Source organism: Maritalea sp. YIW29 (assembly GCF_057219265.1).
The window spans coordinates 636,288-656,672 of the sequence record NZ_JBXVVF010000001.1 but is presented as its reverse complement, the minus strand read 5'-3'; the positions used below and the strand labels follow the sequence as shown (position 1 = coordinate 656,672).

The 20,385-nt window shown below is 48.9% G+C and carries 20 protein-coding genes and 1 tRNA gene; 5 read left to right on the top strand and 16 right to left on the bottom strand.

Going from position 1 to position 20,385, the window contains the following annotated elements:
* Positions 1-2: 2 nt before the first annotated feature.
* The gene (locus AC2D8L_RS03250; RefSeq protein WP_484684017.1) at positions 3-890 is read left to right on the top strand and encodes a 2-oxo acid dehydrogenase subunit E2; all 888 of its coding nucleotides are present in this window, start codon (positions 3-5) and stop codon (positions 888-890) included.
* A gap of 355 nt (positions 891-1,245) precedes the next feature.
* Here the strand turns inward: AC2D8L_RS03250 and AC2D8L_RS03245 are convergent.
* Positions 1,246-1,321 (bottom strand) — tRNA-Trp (locus AC2D8L_RS03245).
* A 79-nt stretch (positions 1,322-1,400) separates the two neighbouring features.
* Positions 1,401-1,787, bottom strand: a complete 387-nt coding sequence (locus AC2D8L_RS03240; RefSeq protein WP_484684016.1) for an MAPEG family protein — start codon at positions 1,785-1,787, stop codon at positions 1,401-1,403.
* Positions 1,788-1,905: 118 nt separating this feature from the next.
* Between AC2D8L_RS03240 and AC2D8L_RS03235 the strand changes: the two genes are divergently transcribed.
* Positions 1,906-2,676: a helix-turn-helix domain-containing protein gene (locus tag AC2D8L_RS03235; RefSeq protein ID WP_484684015.1), complete on the top strand. Its 771-nt coding sequence runs from the start codon at positions 1,906-1,908 to the stop codon at positions 2,674-2,676.
* Here AC2D8L_RS03235 and AC2D8L_RS03230 read toward each other — a convergent pair.
* From AC2D8L_RS03230 to AC2D8L_RS03220, 3 genes are all read right to left on the bottom strand, one after another.
* The gene (locus AC2D8L_RS03230; protein WP_484685143.1) at positions 2,673-3,230 is read right to left on the bottom strand and encodes a TetR/AcrR family transcriptional regulator; all 558 of its coding nucleotides are present in this window, start codon (positions 3,228-3,230) and stop codon (positions 2,673-2,675) included. The genes AC2D8L_RS03235 and AC2D8L_RS03230 overlap by 4 nt on opposite strands.
* A gap of 58 nt (positions 3,231-3,288) precedes the next feature.
* A complete protein-coding gene (locus AC2D8L_RS03225) occupies positions 3,289-3,807 on the bottom strand; it encodes an SRPBCC family protein (RefSeq protein ID WP_484684014.1) in 519 nt (172 codons plus the stop codon).
* 1,343 nt (positions 3,808-5,150) lie between these two features.
* The gene (locus tag AC2D8L_RS03220; RefSeq protein ID WP_484684013.1) at positions 5,151-6,167 is read right to left on the bottom strand and encodes an AraC family transcriptional regulator; all 1,017 of its coding nucleotides are present in this window, start codon (positions 6,165-6,167) and stop codon (positions 5,151-5,153) included.
* Between the two features lie 121 nt (positions 6,168-6,288).
* Here AC2D8L_RS03220 and AC2D8L_RS03215 point away from each other — a divergent pair, with 121 nt between their 5' ends.
* The gene (locus AC2D8L_RS03215; protein WP_484684012.1) at positions 6,289-7,134 is read left to right on the top strand and encodes an alpha/beta fold hydrolase; all 846 of its coding nucleotides are present in this window, start codon (positions 6,289-6,291) and stop codon (positions 7,132-7,134) included.
* 167 nt (positions 7,135-7,301) lie between these two features.
* Here the strand turns inward: AC2D8L_RS03215 and tuf are convergent, their stop codons facing one another.
* From tuf to AC2D8L_RS03195, 4 genes are all read right to left on the bottom strand, one after another.
* Positions 7,302-8,492: an elongation factor Tu gene (gene tuf / locus AC2D8L_RS03210; protein ID WP_484684011.1), complete on the bottom strand. Its 1,191-nt coding sequence runs from the start codon at positions 8,490-8,492 to the stop codon at positions 7,302-7,304.
* A gap of 111 nt (positions 8,493-8,603) precedes the next feature.
* Positions 8,604-9,575, bottom strand: a complete 972-nt coding sequence (locus AC2D8L_RS03205) for a nucleoside hydrolase (RefSeq protein ID WP_484684010.1) — start codon at positions 9,573-9,575, stop codon at positions 8,604-8,606.
* Between the two features lie 66 nt (positions 9,576-9,641).
* A complete protein-coding gene (locus AC2D8L_RS03200) occupies positions 9,642-10,469 on the bottom strand; it encodes an RNase A-like domain-containing protein (protein WP_484684009.1) in 828 nt (275 codons plus the stop codon).
* 134 nt (positions 10,470-10,603) lie between these two features.
* Positions 10,604-11,284 (bottom strand): hypothetical protein, encoded by a 681-nt coding sequence (locus AC2D8L_RS03195; protein ID WP_484684008.1) that lies wholly within the window; start codon positions 11,282-11,284, stop codon positions 10,604-10,606.
* Between the two features lie 286 nt (positions 11,285-11,570).
* Between AC2D8L_RS03195 and AC2D8L_RS03190 the strand changes: the two genes are divergently transcribed.
* On the top strand, positions 11,571-12,170 hold the full coding sequence (locus AC2D8L_RS03190) for a recombinase family protein (protein WP_484684007.1): 600 nt from the start codon (positions 11,571-11,573) through the stop codon (positions 12,168-12,170).
* 60 nt (positions 12,171-12,230) lie between these two features.
* Here the strand turns inward: AC2D8L_RS03190 and AC2D8L_RS03185 are convergent, their stop codons facing one another.
* The 6 genes from AC2D8L_RS03185 to AC2D8L_RS03160 form a co-directional block, all read right to left on the bottom strand.
* On the bottom strand, positions 12,231-12,545 hold the full coding sequence (locus AC2D8L_RS03185; protein ID WP_484684006.1) for a TraR/DksA family transcriptional regulator: 315 nt from the start codon (positions 12,543-12,545) through the stop codon (positions 12,231-12,233).
* Positions 12,546-12,640: 95 nt separating this feature from the next.
* Complete coding sequence (locus AC2D8L_RS03180) at positions 12,641-14,038, bottom strand: MATE family efflux transporter (RefSeq protein WP_484684005.1); 1,398 nt, start codon at positions 14,036-14,038, stop codon at positions 12,641-12,643.
* Positions 14,031-14,654 carry a DUF2239 family protein gene (locus AC2D8L_RS03175; RefSeq protein ID WP_484684004.1) on the bottom strand — a complete coding sequence of 208 codons (624 nt, stop codon included), beginning with the start codon at positions 14,652-14,654 and terminating at the stop codon, positions 14,031-14,033. The genes AC2D8L_RS03180 and AC2D8L_RS03175 overlap by 8 nt, the downstream gene beginning before the upstream one ends.
* A gap of 91 nt (positions 14,655-14,745) precedes the next feature.
* Positions 14,746-15,753, bottom strand: a complete 1,008-nt coding sequence (locus AC2D8L_RS03170; RefSeq protein ID WP_484684003.1) for an alpha/beta hydrolase — start codon at positions 15,751-15,753, stop codon at positions 14,746-14,748.
* 120 nt (positions 15,754-15,873) lie between these two features.
* Positions 15,874-17,361, bottom strand: a complete 1,488-nt coding sequence (locus tag AC2D8L_RS03165) for a diguanylate cyclase domain-containing protein (RefSeq protein WP_484684002.1) — start codon at positions 17,359-17,361, stop codon at positions 15,874-15,876.
* Between the two features lie 159 nt (positions 17,362-17,520).
* Positions 17,521-18,468 carry a helix-turn-helix transcriptional regulator gene (locus tag AC2D8L_RS03160; RefSeq protein ID WP_484684001.1) on the bottom strand — a complete coding sequence of 316 codons (948 nt, stop codon included), beginning with the start codon at positions 18,466-18,468 and terminating at the stop codon, positions 17,521-17,523.
* A 133-nt stretch (positions 18,469-18,601) separates the two neighbouring features.
* Between AC2D8L_RS03160 and AC2D8L_RS03155 the strand changes: the two genes are divergently transcribed.
* The gene (locus AC2D8L_RS03155; protein WP_484684000.1) at positions 18,602-19,399 is read left to right on the top strand and encodes a cysteine hydrolase family protein; all 798 of its coding nucleotides are present in this window, start codon (positions 18,602-18,604) and stop codon (positions 19,397-19,399) included.
* 576 nt (positions 19,400-19,975) lie between these two features.
* On the opposite strand, the gene AC2D8L_RS03150 is transcribed toward AC2D8L_RS03155, so the two are convergent.
* Positions 19,976-20,362, bottom strand: a complete 387-nt coding sequence (locus tag AC2D8L_RS03150) for an SH3 domain-containing protein (RefSeq protein ID WP_484683999.1) — start codon at positions 20,360-20,362, stop codon at positions 19,976-19,978.
* Positions 20,363-20,385: the final 23 nt, after the last annotated feature.

Genomic DNA, 20,385 nt, shown 5'->3' with positions numbered 1-20,385 from the left:
GAATGATGTCGCAAACGATTGCTAGCCCATCTGTGCGTGCTCTTGCCCGAAAGAAAGGCCTCGATATTGATCAGCTTGCGGCAAAACTTGGTCGTCAAACAATTGGTCTGGAAGATTTGTCTGGTGAACAACCACTATCTTCGATGTCCGCTGACATGGGGCAATCCTACTGGGCTATTGATCATTCGCACTATGGACCAGTAACCTCAGAGCCAATGTCCAGATTTGCCAAGCTTGCGGCAAAAAACTTAGCAGCCGCGCAAACGCTCATTCCCTCTGTTACCCATCACGACCAAGCCAACATTGAAAAACTAGAAGTATTTCGGGCGACATTAAAACAAGAAGCAAAAACGCGTGGCATTAGACTTACAGCGCTTGCTTTCCAAGTGATGGCGTTGGGCCGCGCGCTAAAGCGTTTCCCCAAATTCAATTCATCCCTAAGCGAAGATGGGGAAACTATTGTTCTCAAACAATACGTACATATTGGGATAGCTGTTGATACTGAGCATGGACTTATGGTGCCGGTAATTCGCGATGTTGCCCAAAAGGGACTATGGCAAGTCGCGAGTGAAATCATGGATTTGGCATCTCGTGCGCAGCAACGCAAAATTGGGCCCTATCAAATGGGCGGTGCATCTATGACTATCACCAATCTAGGCGGCATTGGCGGCACCGCGTTCACGCCAATTGTAAATCCACCAGAAGTCGCCATTCTTGGGGTTACGCGAAGCGAAATAAAACCCGTGTGGGATGGCGAGACATTTCAACCAGCACCAATGCTGCCGTTGGACCTAAGTTACGATCATCGGGTGATTAACGGAGCTGATGCAGCTCGGTTTATGTCTTACTTTGTTGGACAATTGGAAGACCCACGCAAAATCCTAGTCTAGGTAAATGCGTTTAGTGTCGTTGCCTAGAGTCTCAGTTTGCAAAAAGTATCTATCTGCGTAATGTTTCTGAATCTCAGTGCGTTAAAAAACACTGATTTCATCAGGATTGAAACTGAATCCTGTTTTTGTTTGCGAAAGCGCTATTCTGAAGGGCCACTTTGGACCGGGAGCGTCGATAGTCTTCCAAAACCGAATGGCAAAGTTGGGCTAATTCCATTGAAAAGTCATCAACGATGCGCGCGGCAATGTGGTCGGAATCAAGAACAAAAATGCATAACCCTCGAAAAGGTTGCATAACCTCTCCAACATCTTGTGGCGAGATTTTCAAATTAAACAAATATTTCAATGGTTTAAATGGCAGGGGCGGAGAGACTCGAACTCACGACCCTCGGTTTTGGAGACCGATGCTCTACCAACTGAGCTACACCCCTGCATATGCGACAAAAGCCGCTGGCAAGGGTCTAATGCCAACGGCGATTTGTTGCAAGTGCTTTTCTGCGCTGAATTATATTAAATTGCCAACACGATTGGTTTGAGCATGAACATCAGGCCCAAAAATCCAACGCCCCAGACCAGTGAACGCCCCCAAGGAACTGCTGCTAGATAAGTGCCCAAATAAACCGTCCGCGAAATCACAAACATCTGCGCGCCCAAAATGGCGTCCGCTGATACTTCGCCCAACACCAAATTGAGCACTGCGAGCCCCAAGAAAATAGGAAAACTCTCGCGCAAATTATTGAAAGCACGGCTGGCACGTTGGCCGATCACTGGAAGCTCAGGCAAATCATCTCGCGACCCGACATAGCGAGAAATACCAATCTGGGGAATTCTGATAAGGCTGGGCAAGAACAACTGCAAAAAATAAAGTGATATTCCAACAACAATCCAAAGAAGCATGTTTATTCCAATCTAGTTTTTCCCAATCTTAAACTTTGGGATACGCAATTCAATTCCCTCTGAGGGATTTGTTTTAGTGCAAATGTACCTTAAAATGATCCGTTCGGAAGGACGTCAAATGAATGATTTCGGACAAATTCTCAGCGCTGAACGCAAGTCGCGCGGCATTAGCCAAATTCGGTTGGCCAATGACGTGGAAACAACACAGCGCCACCTCTCCTTTTTGGAAACAGGCCGCTCTCGCCCAAGCCGCGAAATGATCATTCGGTTAGCCGAAGCATTAGAGCTTGCCCAATCAAACAGAAGCGAACTGTTCGAAGCAGCTGGTTTCACCAGCCCTTACAAACACCGGAATCTCGACACAAACTCAATTCGAGAAACCATTGAATTGTTAGAGAAATATGTACTCCAGAATTGGCCATACCCCGCGCTAATCATGGATCCGGAAATGAACATTCTCAGCTATAATCAAAGCGCCAAATCACTCTTTTTATTGCCAGATAATGCCGAGACGCCAGTAAGTATTTATGATGTTTTGCTCTCAAATGGCTTTATGGAGCGGGTTCAAAACTGGGAAGAATTGAGCTGGGCGGTTTATCTCCGCTTGCGGCGGCAGGCGCGCAAATACCCACAATTCGTGCAAAAGCTGCAATCCTATGAGGCTGCAGGGCTTTTCGACGACGCTATAAAACGCTTGGCCAATTCGTCTGGCATACCGCCCTTCATTCCAGTCATCATGCAGTTCGAAGATGGCGTGCGGCTTCAATTCACGTCAATGGAAGCAGGATTATCGACCGTGCATGACGACATTTTGTCTGGCATCACCACCGAGTTCCTTATTCCGCTAGACGACGCGAGCGATCAGCTTCTGCGCAATCAACAGGCTTAAACGAGCCCATGCAGCATAAGGTCGACATTTTTGTCCAACCAATGTTGGCGGTATGTTTTGTCGGTGAGAACGTTATGGTCCGCTCCCTCTTTTAGGGTTGCGGCATAGATGACTTGATTGCCCAGCCGATCGAGCACATACCCGACAATCATTTCAATATCGACCTGCGGGCGCAAATATCCCGCCTCTTGCGCAGCTTGAGAAAACTTCGCTAAACCCTGCCGGAAGTCTGACATGGGTAAAAACGCGTCACTCTCTTTAGCCACAATCTGAAAAATCAAATTGTGCGCAATCATCGCTTGAAAAGTCTCGGCGACGAACAGCTTGAATTTCAATTCAAACTCTTCAACCGATGCGGCAGGCGCATCAATAATACGCAGCGGTACGGCCAATGCTTCGGTGGAAAATTGGTCCAATATTTCATCAAAAAGAGCGCGCTTGCCGCCAAAATGATGGTTGATCATGTTGGGGGCAAGCTCAGCGGATTTTGCGATGTCCCGAACTGACGCACCTTTGAAGCCGGCAATAGCAAAATGCTTCTTGCCAGCTTCGATCAGTCTTTGTTTTGCTGAAAGTTCTTGAATGATCTTTCTCCACTGCAGTCTCTAAGAATTAAGCAGCCGCAGTTATACCTGCTTCTTCAAATTTTGCTACTTTGCGTGGATGTGGTTTGCCAGTTTCCACGATGTGTTTCAACTCTTCAAGACTGCGGATAAAGCCAGGATATAGAGCCTTCTTCAACAAGAAGTACATTGGCGATAGGAACCACACAACTTTAGGATCTGCCGTCCAAGTCACTTCGCAACGGTTCTGCCCCATTGGTTTGATGTAAACTGAGTTTTTGAACCCGATCATTGGGTTAAAGCCTTTAATGCCCTTCAAGTCTGTATCCATATGCAAAGTCCAATTCGCCTTGTCGATACCAACAATTTTATCCGCCATTATCGCATCGTTAAGCGGAATATGCGCATCGCGACCAACTGCGGGAGCACCCGGAATTGGTGTGCCAGCCATAGGCGCAGAGCGATCAATAGACGCCATCCATTTATGGACGTTCACAAAATCACCAACAAGCACTTCCCAGATATCTTCAGCACTCGCATCCATCATAATTTTTGGTTGTTTAGACATTTTCGTCTCCGTATTTCAAGTTTTGTTGTTCGTATGTTTCATTTTATAAAACAAACGTTTTATGTTGGCAAGAAGAATCTTACTTGAACGGATGAATATTTTATAACCAATTGTTTTAATTTCGTTTTTAGGAAGAAAATTCGGATCAGGGCGCATGATCTGTGGCGATTTCGTCACCCCAACCCCCGACTTGAAGGTAGTTACCTAACACAAAATCCGAAACTTCACGCTTCAATCTCGCGCCGGTTCAACCGAAAACGTCTCTTGAATGCTTAAGGCGACCGGACACACGCAAACCACACAAGTGGGTGCAAGAGAGATGACTTAAAACACTCCCCGCAACACAAACACCTCCACAAGCACTTTCGCCTTGGAGCTGATAGCGGGATTGCCGAGGAACAACCGATCGATTGCAACGGCGGCACAAAGAAGTGCAGGCACGAGGCGTTTGAGGTCTCTGCCGATTAGTTAGTTAGATGAGACGTCAAACGCCTCGTGCAAATAGCTCACTGCTTAGAAATGCCAATGCCCCGAGGTGCTAAACCCTTCTATCCTCTTTCGCTGCATCATGATCCGCTGATTGATCATTGAAGAGTTTTTCGCGCCGCCGTTGGCCCTTTCGGGCCTTCTCCGGCACCACCGCCAATTCCTGCCCAACACTTGCGCGGTGCAAGCCAGGGACAAGGTGGACGAGTGAAACGAGGACCCCGGCCAACGCACACTAGTGTGTTTGGCCGCCCCGCCGGAGGCTCAACTTGCAGGCATAGCGCGAACACACTAGTGTGTAGCGCGTCATGCCGCAAAGCGGTGCGAGCCGCGAGGCAGAAAATCCTCGCGAAAAAACTTCCAGAACAGCTTCAACATAGCTGCTCGATGACTTACGCCTGCCTTCGGCGTCAGACTGGACATTTCAACTTCTAAGCGAAACACAATCGTCTTGCATTTCAACTATCCCCTTTCTCTAAGGAAGATATTGGGCAAAAGCAAAGGTAGCGGGACGCAGTGCGCCAACCTACCCTGCTCCGTCATACTCGGGCTTGACCCGAATATCCAAACAGCGCTTTGGCTGCGAATTGAGCAAACTTCGCGAACGCGTTTCGCTTCGCCAACTCATCATGGACCCTCGGATCAAGTCCGAGGGTGACGGTTGTATAAAACTATAAAAACCATACACCACCAACACCAATTCCTCACCGTTCCCCACTCGTCAGCAAGCTGCGCAGTTTCAAGAAAGGTGGAACTATGATGACATGGGTTTAGGGGGTGGGGATAAGTTTTGTGCGAACGACTGCTTTGAGCCCGCTTTGATAAATGCCGCAATTTGCGCGAATGGCGGCTTCCGTTCATTTCAACTGACCCGCTTCAGCGCGTGTATCAGATGGCAATTGGCCGAAGTGCGAGTGGTACAACTTTGTGAACTGGCTCCAGCTCCAAAACCCAAAGCTTGCGGCAATATCTCCAATTGAGGCGTCAAATTGCGATGGATCGGCTAGCGCACGCTTTGCCATATGTAAGCGCAGTAGTCGGTGATAGCTCAACGGACCGAGTGCAACGTGTGAGGCGAATGATTTTTGTAGCGTTCTGCGTCCGCCACCTGTTTCCGCGAGCAGATCATCCACACCGTGAATAGTTTCCCATTTTCTGTGAATTGCGCACCGGCCCTTCAAAAATTTCTCATAAGAAACAGGGCCGAGCGTATTCGAAAGGGTCGTTCCGTGTCCCGAAGTTTCAAGTGAGAGTTTTGAAACCAATCCAGCAAGCAAAGCGTCCCCTATATAGGCGGCGCTATCCTGACTCGTTCCCTTAAAACTGGCCCCTTGGATAGCCTGAACCACATCTTCTCGAATGCGGCGCGCGAGATGTGGCGCGTTCAGAAGTTGTGCACCAAAACCTGGGGAAAATAGCCAGTCTTTCGCCGGTGAAGACAACCCTGGATGAGCTTGCAGATGATCCTTTTGAACGGTGATTGCGATGACCCCACCTTCAATGGGACTGAGCAAATGAAAGCTGGAACCAGGCATCACGATCATCACATTGTCGGCGGTAAAGGAAGCGCCGTTTAGACAAAAGGGTTCACGCTGACTTGCCAATACTCCAATGGTGACAGCATCCGTGCCTCCGACCACTGTTTGTTCCAGCGCTTGCGTACAATGCTCTAAATGAATTGAGACATTATCGTTCAGAAAACAGGATAGAAAACGCCCAACAAATGACCCCGTTGTTAGCTGCAGATAAGATTGATCAAAGCCAACCAGTCGTTCGGCTTGTTCGTCAAAGTCATCGTACTGCGCGTCAAGAATGATGCTTGGATTTGCACTTAACAAACAATCAGGAATGCAAGTATTTGATAATATACGCATTTTTTCATTCCTCCGGGCCCTGAAGCCTGCGCGAGCGCGATAACGGTGCCCGTCGCGTCCTTATAAACTAGCCAAGCATCCAGTAATTTGGAAGCTGTAGGGACAATAAAGGGAGAAACAGATGTTAAAAATCTTAATGACGGTCGCAACGATTGGCTTCGCATCGAGTGCTTTGGCGGAGGACGCTTGGATGTCAATTCCAGTGCCGCCCGCGATGCCAGAAGCTGAAGCGGCAGGGCAGGCCGATGTGAATGGTGTCTCAATGTACTATGCGACTTATGGCAATGCTGACAGCACGCCGATCCTCATGATCCACGGTGGTTTGGCCCATGCCGATATTTGGGCTAGCCAAGTTACTGACCTATCAAAAGATTATCGCGTTATCGTCGCGGACACGCGCGGACACGGTCGATCCACAAATGATGGCAGTGCCTATAGTATTGAGCTTTTAGCAAAAGACTATCTGTCATTGCTTGACACACTTGACGTTGAAAAAGTTCATCTGGTGGGTTGGTCGGATGGCGCCAATATTGGCTATGAAATCTCGAAAACTGCGCCAGATCGGTTGGCAAGTCATTTTGGGCATGCTGGGAATGTGACACTCGCTGGTGTCAACCCGGCCGTTGAGACGAATGCGGTGTTTGGCGGATATGTTGGCATGATGGCGGGCGAATACGCCAAGATGTCTCCAACACCGGAAGGCTTTGATGCCTTTGTTGGCGGCATATCAGAGATGTGGTTTTCGGACAAAGCAGATGGACTAAAATTGATCGAGGCAATTTCTGTGCCGACATTGGTTGTTCAAAGTGAATACGACGAAGCAATTTTGGCAGAACATTCCGCGGCAATTGCTAAAGCAATTCCGGGAGCAACGCTCCTGACCATGGAAGATGTCAGCCATTTCGCTATGTTCCAAAAACCGGCAAAATACACTGCCGCCATCAGAGGCTGGTTGAACGCACAATAGGCTTTGGACCGAGCAGGCACCTCCAACCGGCGGGGGTGCCGGGGTCGGGTCAACCTGCGAGGCGTAAACGCGAAACAGCCAAGCGACCAACGGCGTAAAAAACAACCAAACAAAAAAGGCGACCCGAGGGCCGCCTTTAAACTTAGTGCAGTTCTAAAACTTCAAAACTACTCGATGATTTTTGAAACGACGCCGGCACCTACTGTGCGGCCACCTTCACGAATAGCAAAGCGAAGTTGCTCTTCCATCGCGATCGGTACGATCAATTCAACATTCATCTCAACACGGTCACCAGGCATCACCATTTCGGTGCCTTCTGGCAAAGTCACAACACCAGTCACGTCAGTTGTACGGAAGTAGAACTGTGGACGGTAGTTGTTGAAGAATGGCGTATGACGACCACCCTCGTCTTTCGTCAGAATAATCGCTTCACCAACAAACTTGGTGTGAGGCGTTACTGAACCTGGCTTACAAAGAACTTGGCCACGCTCAACTTCTTCACGATCAACACCACGGATCAAAGCACCGATATTGTCGCCAGCTTCACCGCTGTCGAGCAACTTACGGAACATTTCAACACCAGTAACTGTTGTTTTCTGGGTTTCTTTAATGCCGATGATTTCAACTTCTTCACCAACATTTACAACGCCACGCTCAACACGACCAGTAACAACTGTACCGCGGCCAGAAATTGAGAATACGTCTTCAATTGGCATCAAGAAAGGCTGATCTTTAGGACGTGCTGGTGTTGGGATATACTCATCAACAGCTGCCATCAGCTCAAGAATTTTCTCTTTACCGATATTGTCATCACGACCTTCAAGCGCTGCCAAAGCAGAACCCGCTACAATCGGAATATCGTCGCCAGGGAATTCATAGTCTGAAAGAAGCTCACGAACTTCCATCTCAACCAATTCCAAAAGCTCTTCGTCATCAACTTGGTCAACCTTGTTCATGAACACAACAAGCGCTGGAACACCAACCTGACGCGCAAGCAGAATGTGCTCACGTGTTTGTGGCATTGGGCCATCAGCTGCGTTCACAACCAAAATAGCACCATCCATCTGAGCCGCACCAGTGATCATGTTTTTCACATAATCAGCGTGGCCTGGGCAATCAACGTGCGCATAGTGACGATTGTCTGTTTCATACTCAACGTGAGCAGTAGAAATCGTGATACCACGTGCTTTTTCTTCTGGAGCTTTATCGATCTCGTCAAAAGCTGTAGCTTCACCACCTTGAGCCTCAGCCAATACCTTCGTAATAGCCGCCGTCAAGGTCGTCTTGCCGTGGTCAACGTGACCAACTGTTCCAATGTTTACGTGCGGCTTGTTCCGCTCAAACTTTTCCTTCGCCATGCGTATATTCTCCATTCGCTTAGCATCCGGCTAACAATAAACAAGGGGACGCGCCCTGCCGGAAATTCGAGGGTCTATTACCTGAAAAAAACCAACAACAAAAGCCCTAATTTAAGAAGGCCTGATATGCGGCGAGTAAAGGGCCAGTCGCTCGGTCAGTAATCCGAAGAAACGGGCACGATTTGCCTTATATGCCCAAAGCACATTTGGCTCATTTTCGGTTACACCCCAAAAGTCCACCGCCGTGTGCCCGCGGGTGAGTTTGCTAGCGGTTTCAATCGCCACATGGCAAGGTTTTAGGTCAAAAATCTCTGGTTCGATCAACCAAGCAATCGTGCATGGATCATGCAGCGGGCCACCTTCCGCGCTATATTTGGCCGCATCATATTGGCCGAAGAAATCCAACATGCCAGCAGAAGCGTGCGCAACTTTGTTGTCCAGCGCTCGAATATTCTCAACAATTGCTGGATCCGTCATCACCTGATGGGTGACGTCTAGGCCGAACATCACGATGGGTCGCCCACAGCGTAAAACAATATCGGCGGCGTGAGGATCAACATATATATTGAATTCCGCTGAAGGAGTGACATTGCCAGCTTCAAAGCTGGCCCCACCCATCAAGATAATCTGCTTGATTTTGGGCAAAATGTCAGGGGCCTTGCGCAAAGCCATGGCGATATTGGTCAGTGGCCCGGTTGGCACCAACGTGATTTCATCATCATCGGCCTTGCGCAATGTCTCTATGATGAAATCAACCCCATGCATGTCCTGCTTGGCAATTGAAGGTTCGAAGAAATTAATTCCGTCGATGCCCGTATCGCCATGCAGATATTCGGCCGTAAACAATTGCTCGACCATAGGACCAACACTGCCGGCAAAAACCGGTACATCCGTGCGGCCAGCCATCTCGACAAGAATTCGACAATTCAGTTCAGTACGAGCCAACGGCACATTGCCGCCGCATGCAACAACGCCAAGCACGTCCAATTCGGGCGCGTTCAAGGCTAAAAAAAGCATCAAAGCATCATCCTGACCCGGGTCACAATCGATAATGATGGGCATTTTGCCTGCAGAATTGGTCATTTCGGCTCCAAATAGATTTCGGCGACAGACCCAAAAGCCTGCCGCCGAAACTTAGCCAATCATTTTTTATTCAGCAATGAGAATATCAATCTCATTTGACAATTCAATCAGCACATAACTCAGCCAATTTTTGGCATCTGATTTTTCATCAAACGTGCGATTTGCCCAATTGCCAATTAACGAGAAATCACTTTTCGGATCGTTTAGGAATTTTATCCCTTGCTCGATCACTTTTTTATGTGCCTCAATTGAAGTGTGATCTAAGCCCGCAACGGCTGCCACATAATCAGGTTGTTTCGCCACATCGCTCGAAGAGAACTGGCCTGACAAATATCCAGCAAGCGCGGCGACGTCTTCATCTGGTGTTGTATGCACATCGTCCTCCTCAGGTTCGACAATTATGACCGGCGGAACTTGGGGCGGCATGGTTGGGAACGATGTTAAAAGAAAACATCCGCCATGGCCATCCGCTCGCAACACCGTGCGAAACCGGTTTGAGTTCACAATGTTTGCCAATAATGGCGGTCGAAATGCAACGCGGCCAACAATTGCCGCTGCGACAAAATTGTCGACCCGAGCCGCCCCGTGATTGGCATTAGCTGCCCACATGTTGACCGCCGCTCGAACACCGCCAAGCCCTTGTGTGATTGCCAATTCTGCAGTTGCCAAATCCGTATAGGAGCTAGCGTTAGCAATATGCGGTGTGTTGACGAGCCGCTGGACCAACTGTGCATCAGTTCGACCAACATGCCGCGCTATTGTATGTCCACCCGCCAGTTCTTGAGCGTTCAACCATCCAACAGGAAATGGATTGGGGAGGCATTGCGCACTGGCAGAAGTGACGACTAGAGCGAGCATAATCATGCTCAATTGTGTATATTTTAGAAGTTTCATGATCTTTCTCCAAAATTGAGTTGCGGGGCACGTTTTTTTCGCGCACCCCGCCCCGCTCGCTGCCGAGAAATTTGGATCAATTTAGGCAAGGGGGAGATACCTAACTGGATCGTTTTCTCGGCAGAAAGCTTGCTCTAGCTTGTTAGCTGGAACAAGTTTTCCTCAGTGAAATCAAGGGTTAGGTCAGTTACGCCGTCATATTCGACTTTGAACGCGTGCGACGTTTCCTCAACATCAATCACTTCGCCTTCAGAATATGAAGCCGCCATGATGTAATATTCAGGATGTGGCGTGAACGTGTAGTCGATATTTGGCAGCAACTGCACAGAAACCGCAGGCTTCCGGTTCATCGCAATGCCCAATGCAAGGTCCATCTGCGCTGAAGACGCTGATGCGTTGGTTGGCAACTTATCGTCAGCATTTGCAATGATGATGCCAGAAGTTGCGTTGCCCGGTGCACCATCAAAATATGGCGCGCCATTTGGGAATGTCCCGTCATAGCTGACCGCAACTTGGTTGGTGTCATCAACCTTCACTGGAATTTGCGTCGAGGTTTGGAACTTGCGTGGACTTGCAAGGGATCCCTCCTGCTGAAGGTATCCAGCGTTCATTGAATAATCAATGAACCACGTAAACCGCGAGTTGCTTGGGTTGCTAGCGCTTGCACCTGCAGCCGATCCCACAATCCATGCGAGGGAAATTGGATCCGTCGACGGTTTTGAAGTCACCGGCATCTTTTGAAACAGCACGAATGTTTGCAAAAGTGAATTCTGGTTGTTCACTGTAAGCGTATATTGAGTACCTAGTTCTGACATTTTTGTCTCCTTCAATGTCCCGCCTTCGAGGTGTGCCGACCACCGACTCACTGTTCGAAAGCGTTCCTTTTTGAGACAATGCAAATGCGAAACTCGATGGCGCCCAAAGGGCAGATTTACGATCATTATTTCCAACAATCGTCGGGTATACGTGGAGAGACGGATAGGAAAATATTCTTATTTGAGGCTTGACTCTGCGATCCCGTCATGGTTAAAAAGGGAACCATTTAGGAACAAAACAAGAACAAATATCACGCCAAAACATTACTTAAAACAGGAAGTTACAATGCTGCTTGGCTATGCCAGAGTTTCAACTGAAGAGCAGAATGCCGACCTCCAAATTTGCGCACTAAAAAGGGCAGGTTGTGATCGTGTATTTTTAGATCAAGGCATTTCCGGCAAAAAAATATCGCGCCCTGCCCTCAATCAAATGATGGAAGTACTGCAACCCGGTGACCAAATTGTGGTTTGGCGGCTTGATCGGCTTTCTCGTTCCCTGTCAGATCTACTTCGCATCATCAAAGAGCTCGAGAGTTTTGGCGCAACCTTCCAATCGCTATCAGAGCAGATCGATACATCATCCCCCGCAGGGACATTGATGTTCCACATGATGGGTGCATTGGCTCAATTTGAGCGGGCATTGATATCTGAGCGCACGAAAGCCGGGATGCGCGTTGCCCATTTGCGAGGCGCGACACTTGGTCGGCCAACGGCGCTCACCTCAACACAACTTGTGTTGGTGCAGCAATTGGTGCGCGATGGGCAACCCATGCGCAAAATTGCGGATCAATTCGGCGTTAGCCGCTCAACTATTTACCGCGCCATATCCAAACATAATGCCGCCAATGATGATTTGCGCCCTATTGACGGATTGTCTGACCGCTAGCGATCAGGATACGCACATTGAAATAGGCACCAAAAAAATTTGGTGCCTAGACATTTACGGTCACATACAGTGCCGACATTTTGTGGCATAGGCCACGATATCCAGCCTTGCGTCAGAAATTTCATCACCGCATTTTGCACAAATGCCGAATGTTCCATTTTCAATGCGGACCAGTGCAAATCCAATCTTCTTGAGCTCTTTCAAGCCAGCATTGCCTAGGCCTTCCAGCATTTCATCATCTTCTCGCTCAACAGCCCGCTCCTCAGCAGCCGGGTTTGGCGTATCATCAAGCCGGTCTTCAATTTTGAGCAATCGCGCATCTAATTCAGCTTTACGCGCAAGTAGACGATTTTTGTAGATTTCAAAATCTCGCATAGCGTTTTCCTCATGTTCACATAAGGTCATCCTGCCAGAAAGAGGGGGCGGGCAAATTGATCTAACACAACCCGCCCGCGCCTGGCCGTCCAATTCTATTTACTTCGCGTTTGAGGCAGCAACACCCCGGCCTTGTTGCCGTTGCTGCGCTGTGCCAGTGACAAAACACCAATCACCAAACCAAACATAAATACATCTCCAATTGGCGAAGCGTACCAAATGCCAGGCTCACCAAAGATCTGCGGCACCAAAACCAAAAGCGGTAGCGCGATCAGATAATTGCGAGAAAGACCAAGAATAGCCGCTCGTTTGGCATCTCCAATCGCTTGGAAAAACCCGGAAAGGATCATAATTGGCCCAGCCATGAAGTAAAAAACCATGACGAACGGCAACACTTCAGCGACATCCGCGATCATAGCTTCATCCTGAACGAAGAACGCCGCCAACTCGCCCGGAAACGAGAGAAATATGACTTCGATCAACGCACAATAGACAAACGCCACAGCCAAAGCCGACTTGGTGCTAAAATTCACCCGGTCTGGCCGATTTCCGCCAAAATTATTGCCAGCAATCGACTGAAACGCCATGGACACACCCATGAGCGGCATGAACGCAAATGTCATTAGTCGCGTAATGATGCCATAGGCGCCAACCGTCGTGGTGTAGCCGTCGGCACTGTGAAATTTCAGCATCGCAACAACAAGACCAGCGATCAGCGAGATCGAAAGATAATTAAGGCTAAGCGGCGCACCCAATGCCAAGTTTTCCTTGGCCAATGCGAGGAATTCAGCACGGCTCGGCAATTGAAAACCCAACCGAGAGCCGCCCAGCATTCTAAAGGCGACAACGGAGGATAGCGAGATCAATTGCGCAGCAACCGTGCCCCAAGCCGAACCCGCCACGCCCATATCCAAGACCACGATAAATATGTAGTTAAACACCATATTCAAAATGGTCACGCTTAAGGACAAGAGCGACATGAAGCCCATTTTGCCTTCACTCCGCAAAGCGTCAAACTGCACCGATAGGATAAACATCAATGGCGATGTAAACATGATAATGGACATGTATGTCCACGCCATACGTGTAAGCTCAGCGTCACCTGCGGTAACCCAATTAACCAGGGCCTGGCCCCAGATCAGAAACACAATCATCAAGATGGCGCTAAAGGCCACCCCCAATATGATTGCCACCGCAAAGCTGTTGGCGGCCCCTTTAAGATCAGAAGCACCCAACCGCCTCGCAACGATTGATGCGAAGCCGTTCGAGATCATTGTTGTTAGCGAATAGATCAGCATTTGCACTGGAAACATCATCGTGACCGCCGTCAAGGCTGACGCGCCAACAAAGATGCCCAGAAAGTACGCATCAACCAAGTTGAACAACCCGTTGACCACCATAATCAGTATGATGGGCAACGCGGTTGTTAGAAACAATTTTCCAATTGGCTGTGATAAATACTTATTATTTTCAGTAACTTGATTGTCACTCATGATTCAAGTCCTTAGGTCCACCCAAATTCTCGAGCGTAAATAGCTCTTTTGAAATTTTCAAAAGATGATCGCGTAAAGGTGTTGGCCAGTCTGAAATTTCAGACGCAAACTTCTCACCATCGACGGCAAATAGTGCCCTCGCCGCTTCTTCAAATTTGGGCAAATCACCCGCCACCGCCGTCATCAATCCATAAGTTTTGGACTGTAATTGGCGTTGATCCTTTTTCGGATCATCGGCACGCATGGCCTCACCAACCAGCTTGCGCAAGGTAACCGAGGCACCGCCCCTTTGCGCACGCAGCCATTCCCAATGGCGCGGCAACAAAGTCACTTCCTTGCTGACCACACCGAGTTTGGGTCGACCAGCCCGCTTTGGTGGCGGTGCAACGTTTTCAGTAGGTGCATTCTTGAACAGTCGCTCAAAGACCTCATCCATCGATCCACGAAGATCAATTTCGACAATCGACGAATCTTGTTCTTTAAAGACATGAACAAGTTCATTTGGGTTCTTGTCGTAGTGCCGTTTGATTTCATTCGCCAACTCGGCCAACGGCCCAGCGGCAATCAGGTGGTGCCCAACAAAGGCAACACACTCCATTTCTGGTGAAAAAGACATAGCAATAACTCCTGCTTTGGTTGCAGGGTATTTACCCGGGTAAAATAAAAAAGTCAATAACACCCGGGTAAAATATTATACCCGGGTATAATTATGTTAATTTTTCGCTCAAATAGGGCAAGCTTCGGTCATACCGATAATCAAGCGAGAAATGATTGTCTGGAAATTCCTCATATATGTGAGGTACTTGTGCGGCCTTGAGTTTTCTCTCCAACCGGCGCGCGACATAGACGAAGTTGAATTGATCTTTATCTCCGCAATCCACCCAAATGCCTTTTAATCCCCTCAGAGCATCAACATGCTGATCAAAAATGTGCAACGGATCGAATTTAAGCCATTGTGCCCATCGCTCATGGTTCAACTCGCAAGTATGCAAATCAACTGGCAATCGAATGCCACAAAACGCAGCTGGATCCGGATCATATGTCGCCCCCATCGCCAAAATCATCAGCGCATGAATATCGTCATGGCTTGGGCTGTGGTTCTCGTCGACTGATTTAACGAACTTTTCTATCGAATTGCCGTGCTTTGCAATGGCCCGCAGTGCCTTGGGCATGTCGGGCAGATAAGCAACGTCAAATCCCATATCGCCTGAATGGCAAGCAATGGCCGACCAAACCTTTGGATAAAGCATGCCATGCATCAATGCCGCATAGCCGCCGGATGACTTCCCTAGAACACCGCGCTTACCGTTCCCGCCACAGGCAAACTTGGTTTCAATTTCCGGCAACATCTCGTCAATCAGAAAATCAGCCCAGTTTCCCATGGCCGCGGAATTGATATATTGATTGCCCCCTAACCGCGTAAAGCAGTCAGGAAACGCCACAACACATGGCTTCATCTCGCCGCTAGCGATAAGCCGGTCCAAACGCGCTGGTAAATTCTCGTCAAAACCACGCCAACTCGTACGACTTAAACCGCTGCCAGTATAACCTGCCAAATCAACCAAAAGAGGCAAACCATCGCCGCCATATCCATGCGGAACATAGACATCAACATCGCGTAACGTGTGGTCACCCAGCAAATTGTTCTGCAGAGCAACTGATTGAATTTTAATTCGATGGATTTCGCCCTGAGGCAATGAATGGTCGCGCCGCATCTGTTGTTCCTTCGTCAGCCTTTGACGAACGGTAACAACCAAGTTCTATTTCAACCACCGCAAATTTGCGGTAATCAAACATTTTTGCAATTTACACTGCAATCACGTCCAGCACACGACCTATGCGTGTCGACGGTCTTCGGCTTTGCGACGTTCCACTTCCTGAGGGTCAAGTAGATTGGTCGCACGGCAGGTGCGGCCACGGCCTTGCTCTTTGGCTCGATATAGCGCTTGGTCCGCGCTGCGAATAACCGTCTTGGCTGTCATCGCATCATCCGGCCACCACGCGACGCCTATGCTCGCGCCAACACTGGCCCGCCCATTGTCAAAAACAATCTCCTCACAGACATTTTCGATAATCGTGTCGCACAACATCATCACGCTGTCTTCATCCAACCCATCACGAAGCAAAATGATAAATTCGTCGCCACCGACACGGGCTGCCATGCCCCTATTGCCGACCGCATTCGAAATACGAGCCGCAACTTCTTTGATCACCGCATCACCAGACTGGTGGCCATAAGTGTCATTCACCTCTTTGAAGCGATCCAAATCCGAACAAATGATTGCACATCGGTCCAGCTCACCTCTTGCGATGATGTTATCCAATTCATTGTCAAACTGCAGACGGTTGGGCAGACCAGTAAGGGCATCATGTTCCGCCATAAAGCGGTTATGCGCCTCACTCTTTTGGATACGTTGAACGACTTTACTATATCGAATGCTGATAAAAACCAGCCCAATAGTGACAAGACCCAACAACACACTCAAAACCGGCAAAGCACGCTCCCAAATATTCGCGGCTGGCCTCGTCGCTTCCCACACAGCAACAATCTCATTACCCGGCGTTCCGCCAATAACCATCTGATCCAGTTCAGGCTTTGCGTCTTCTTTTTGCACAATGGCAAATCGATTTAGACCCAACTGATCACGAACGGCTGCAAATGCGAACGTGTTCAATGGCCTAAATGTAAACATCACCTTGGGGTTTCCCTCGGCGATCACTTCCAATATGTCGGGCACAACGGCCTGTGCGACGGCCATGCCCAAACTGCCTTCAACAACCCGATAATCTGCGACATAAATTGCGTTCTTGGACCAAACAGGATCACCGATAGTCACAAAACCTCGGCCACGCACTTTCCTGTTGGCGAAATACTTAGCGCGTGCATTTTCAATCAAGTCAAAATTGCGCTCAATATTCGCGGCACCATCCTCGGCGGCCATAATTTCATCCCGGAAAATCGTTATTTCGGGCAAGCCGAGTTCGTCGACAATGATGAGATGTTCAATATCGTTTTCCGACCAACTCTCTTCGGCCAGTTCCTCTTCGACAAAATCCATATCAATTTCATCGCCATAGATCGCGTAAACTGTTTCATCCCAATAGGAAACGGACGACTGATCATCAGCAAGATCTTGAAGTTGCAACTGGACTTCGTTACGCACCAACTCAGCCTCAGCGTCATACTGAACCTTATTCGCAACGTCCCCTGCCGCACTCAACACGTAGAAATTGGACGCGGCAAACCCGGCAACAATTGCAAAGCAAAGCGCGTAAATGCCGATTGAAAGGTTTAGACCAAGGCCCGATTTAGGCGAACTCATCAACAAAATCCCCGAACTACTCGAGTAATTTTGACAAACGAATGTTGAATTGGCGCTAAGTGAGATGGTTTTTATTTGGTAAAGCGAGTGCGTCAGATAACGCAATTTGCAACAATTTATGTCGTTCAGAACGACTTTTGGAGCGGATGGAGCACTAGCTCATTGATCTCGCCGCGATGCCCGAAAAACACTTGGAGATTGTCCCGTAATTGCCTCAAACGCACGGGTAAAAGCGCTGCGAGATGCAAATCCGACGAGGTCCGCAACCCGTTTGACAGGCAGTTCAGTTTTTTCAAGCAGCTGCCCTGCACGTCTCATTCGCAAATCACGCAACAGCTCCATCGGGCCCGATCCGTAAACGTCAGAAAATCGTTTGGCAAAAGCTGCGCGGCTCATTCTGACGCTTTCAGCAAGGCTTTCAATCGTATGATTGTCACCGGGATTGTCCAACATTAACTTTAAAGCATTCCAAATTGACGGGTCAGCCAAGGCTGCCATCCATCGCAATGCGCTTTCGTTTTCCATTAGGCGCTTGCGTAACATGTCAATCATGCATTGCATCAGAAGCGCTTTGATCATTGCGCGGCTTCCCAATTGCGGATTTGACACCTCTCCCAGCAAGGCCTGCAGCGCGGGACGCATTTGGCTTGGTGATGACACGTTCTCAATCATCGGTTCACGAATAACATCAATGATATCCGTTACACCACGCAATCCAACCGAGACATGTGCGCAAAGAGCTGTTAGTTGCCCACTTTCTACTAGCTCTGTGCCAGCCATGAGGCTGGCCAGTTTCAATGCTGCTGGCTGGCATTCCGGCACGGGGTCATGCTGGCTCCCAAAACTGTGCAACGAATGGCTTTGCAATGCGGGTATGAGCACTAACGCGCCGCTCGACACTTTAATCGGCTCGCGGGCACGCATGCTGATTTCCCCCTCACCTGACAAAATATAATGTAGCGTGGCGGAAACATCTCGTCCCAGCCCGAGATCCGATGTTCCGCGCAGTTCACACAAGGCGAACGGATCGGTCGAGATTTCTAGTTCATCGAAGATATGATCGTATTTCATAGCCACCGTATAGTCGAACTTAAGACGGAAAGGCACCCATAATTCCCAGCAGGCACATTTTTGAGACGGAAAGGCACATGGAGAATTCTAAAGATGAGTTATCGAAACTAACCAGAAAGACAATTCTATGTGCAATTGCAATGACCACGACCACAACAATCGCCCAAATATGACGCGCCGTGATGTCCTTCGGGGAGGTGCTGTGGCAACGGCCGCCGCTGCAACAACAGTTGTCGCGGGAGCGCAAGCTGCGGCTGCCCAAGACGCAAGTCCCTATGCGCCACCTGCAGAACCTGCTTTGCCGCCTTCCAACATGAAACTCGACCTGTCGCGCGCAGCTCTGGTCGTGACCGACCCGCAGGTCGATTTCTTACATCCAGAAGGCGTAACTTGGGGTGTTATTGGGGCCAGCGTGACAGAGCACAATACTGTCGAAAACATCGAAACTTTGTTCAAAGCGGCTAAAGCTGCAGATATCACCACTGCCGTTTCGCCACACTACTACTATCCGACCGATCACGGCTGGAAGTTTGAAGGTGCGTTGGAAAAGCTGATGCACAAAATCGGCATGTTCGACCGTAAAGGCCCACTAAACCTTGATGGTTTTGAAGGATCGGGCGCTGATTGGATGCCACAATACAAGCAATATATCGAAGATGGCAAAACCATCGTAACATCGCCGCATAAAGTTTACGGCAACGATACGAATGACCTGTCGCTTCAACTGCGCAAACAAGGTGTGGATCAAGTTATCCTTGCGGGCATGTCAGCCAATCTCTGCACGGAGAGCCATATGCGTGAATTGCTTGAAGACGGGTTCGAGGTTGCTGTCGTTCGTGACGCCACCGCCGCTGCCATGCTTCCCGAGGGCGACGGCTACCTCGCCGCACTGATCAACTTCCGCTACATGGCAAACGCGGTATGGAGCACCGAAGAGGCTGTAGCTCAAATTAAGGGCGCCATGTAAATAGCATCCGTTTTTGAAACCTACCCCATTTACTTGGGGTAGGTTCTTATTTTTAGCAAAACTCAAATCAGCAAATTAAGTTAGGCGTGCACCAAAACATCAGAAATACTTACAACGAGTGCAAAGCGATGGCGTATAGCTAAGTAGGCCATGTCAAAAATGCAGATCAAAGATTGATAGTGCCCGCACTGTTTTTGCCGTGGAACACGCATTGTCAATAAACTGCTGACTTTCAATATGAAATTATTGCAGAAGTGGAGCGGGTAGCGGGAATAAAACTAATTACCAGGACAGCTATAAAATGAAATACTTTCAGATACTTAGAGCGACAACCTCGACCAAACCAGAGTAGCAATGTTGCGGGATATTGTTGCGAGCTACTTTCTCCCGACGGTGTCTGTGCAACCAGTTGATCCACATCGATTAGAACGGGATTGGCGGCGGCAACCTTTTTAGTGGCTGGCACTCGTTTTCCTTGCAACCACCAAATTATTATCCAACTGTTTTTCTTAGGTCACGAAAGGATGACTTGCGGCGCTAGCACTGCCCGCTTCTGGAACTAGTCCTGCGCAGTACCTAACCTGCGATAAACTCAATCCATTTTTCGTGGACCCAGCCTTTTTTGCCCTCATGCTGGACAAGTCGGTGCGCAGGGATTGCACTGCAACTCAAGAACTCAGCGGCATAAACTACACCGATCCACTGCCCCCTTTGATCAAAGATCCAAACTTCGTCGCCGTTTTGGATTTCGTCCAATTTGGAATATTCAGTACCGGGACCTGATCGCACCGCCAGAAAACCGTCGCCGTTTTTGTTCAAACCGAGAACTCGGCCGAGTGAACAGGTGTCTAAGTTCTCATCCGCATACTCGACAATCGGCACATCAAGTGTTTGAGCTGTGGAAGGTGAACAAACTGCTCCAAAGAGAATTAACGCACCTAAAAGCTTCAACATAGAATTCATCATTCGCTCCTATCGCTCCCTAT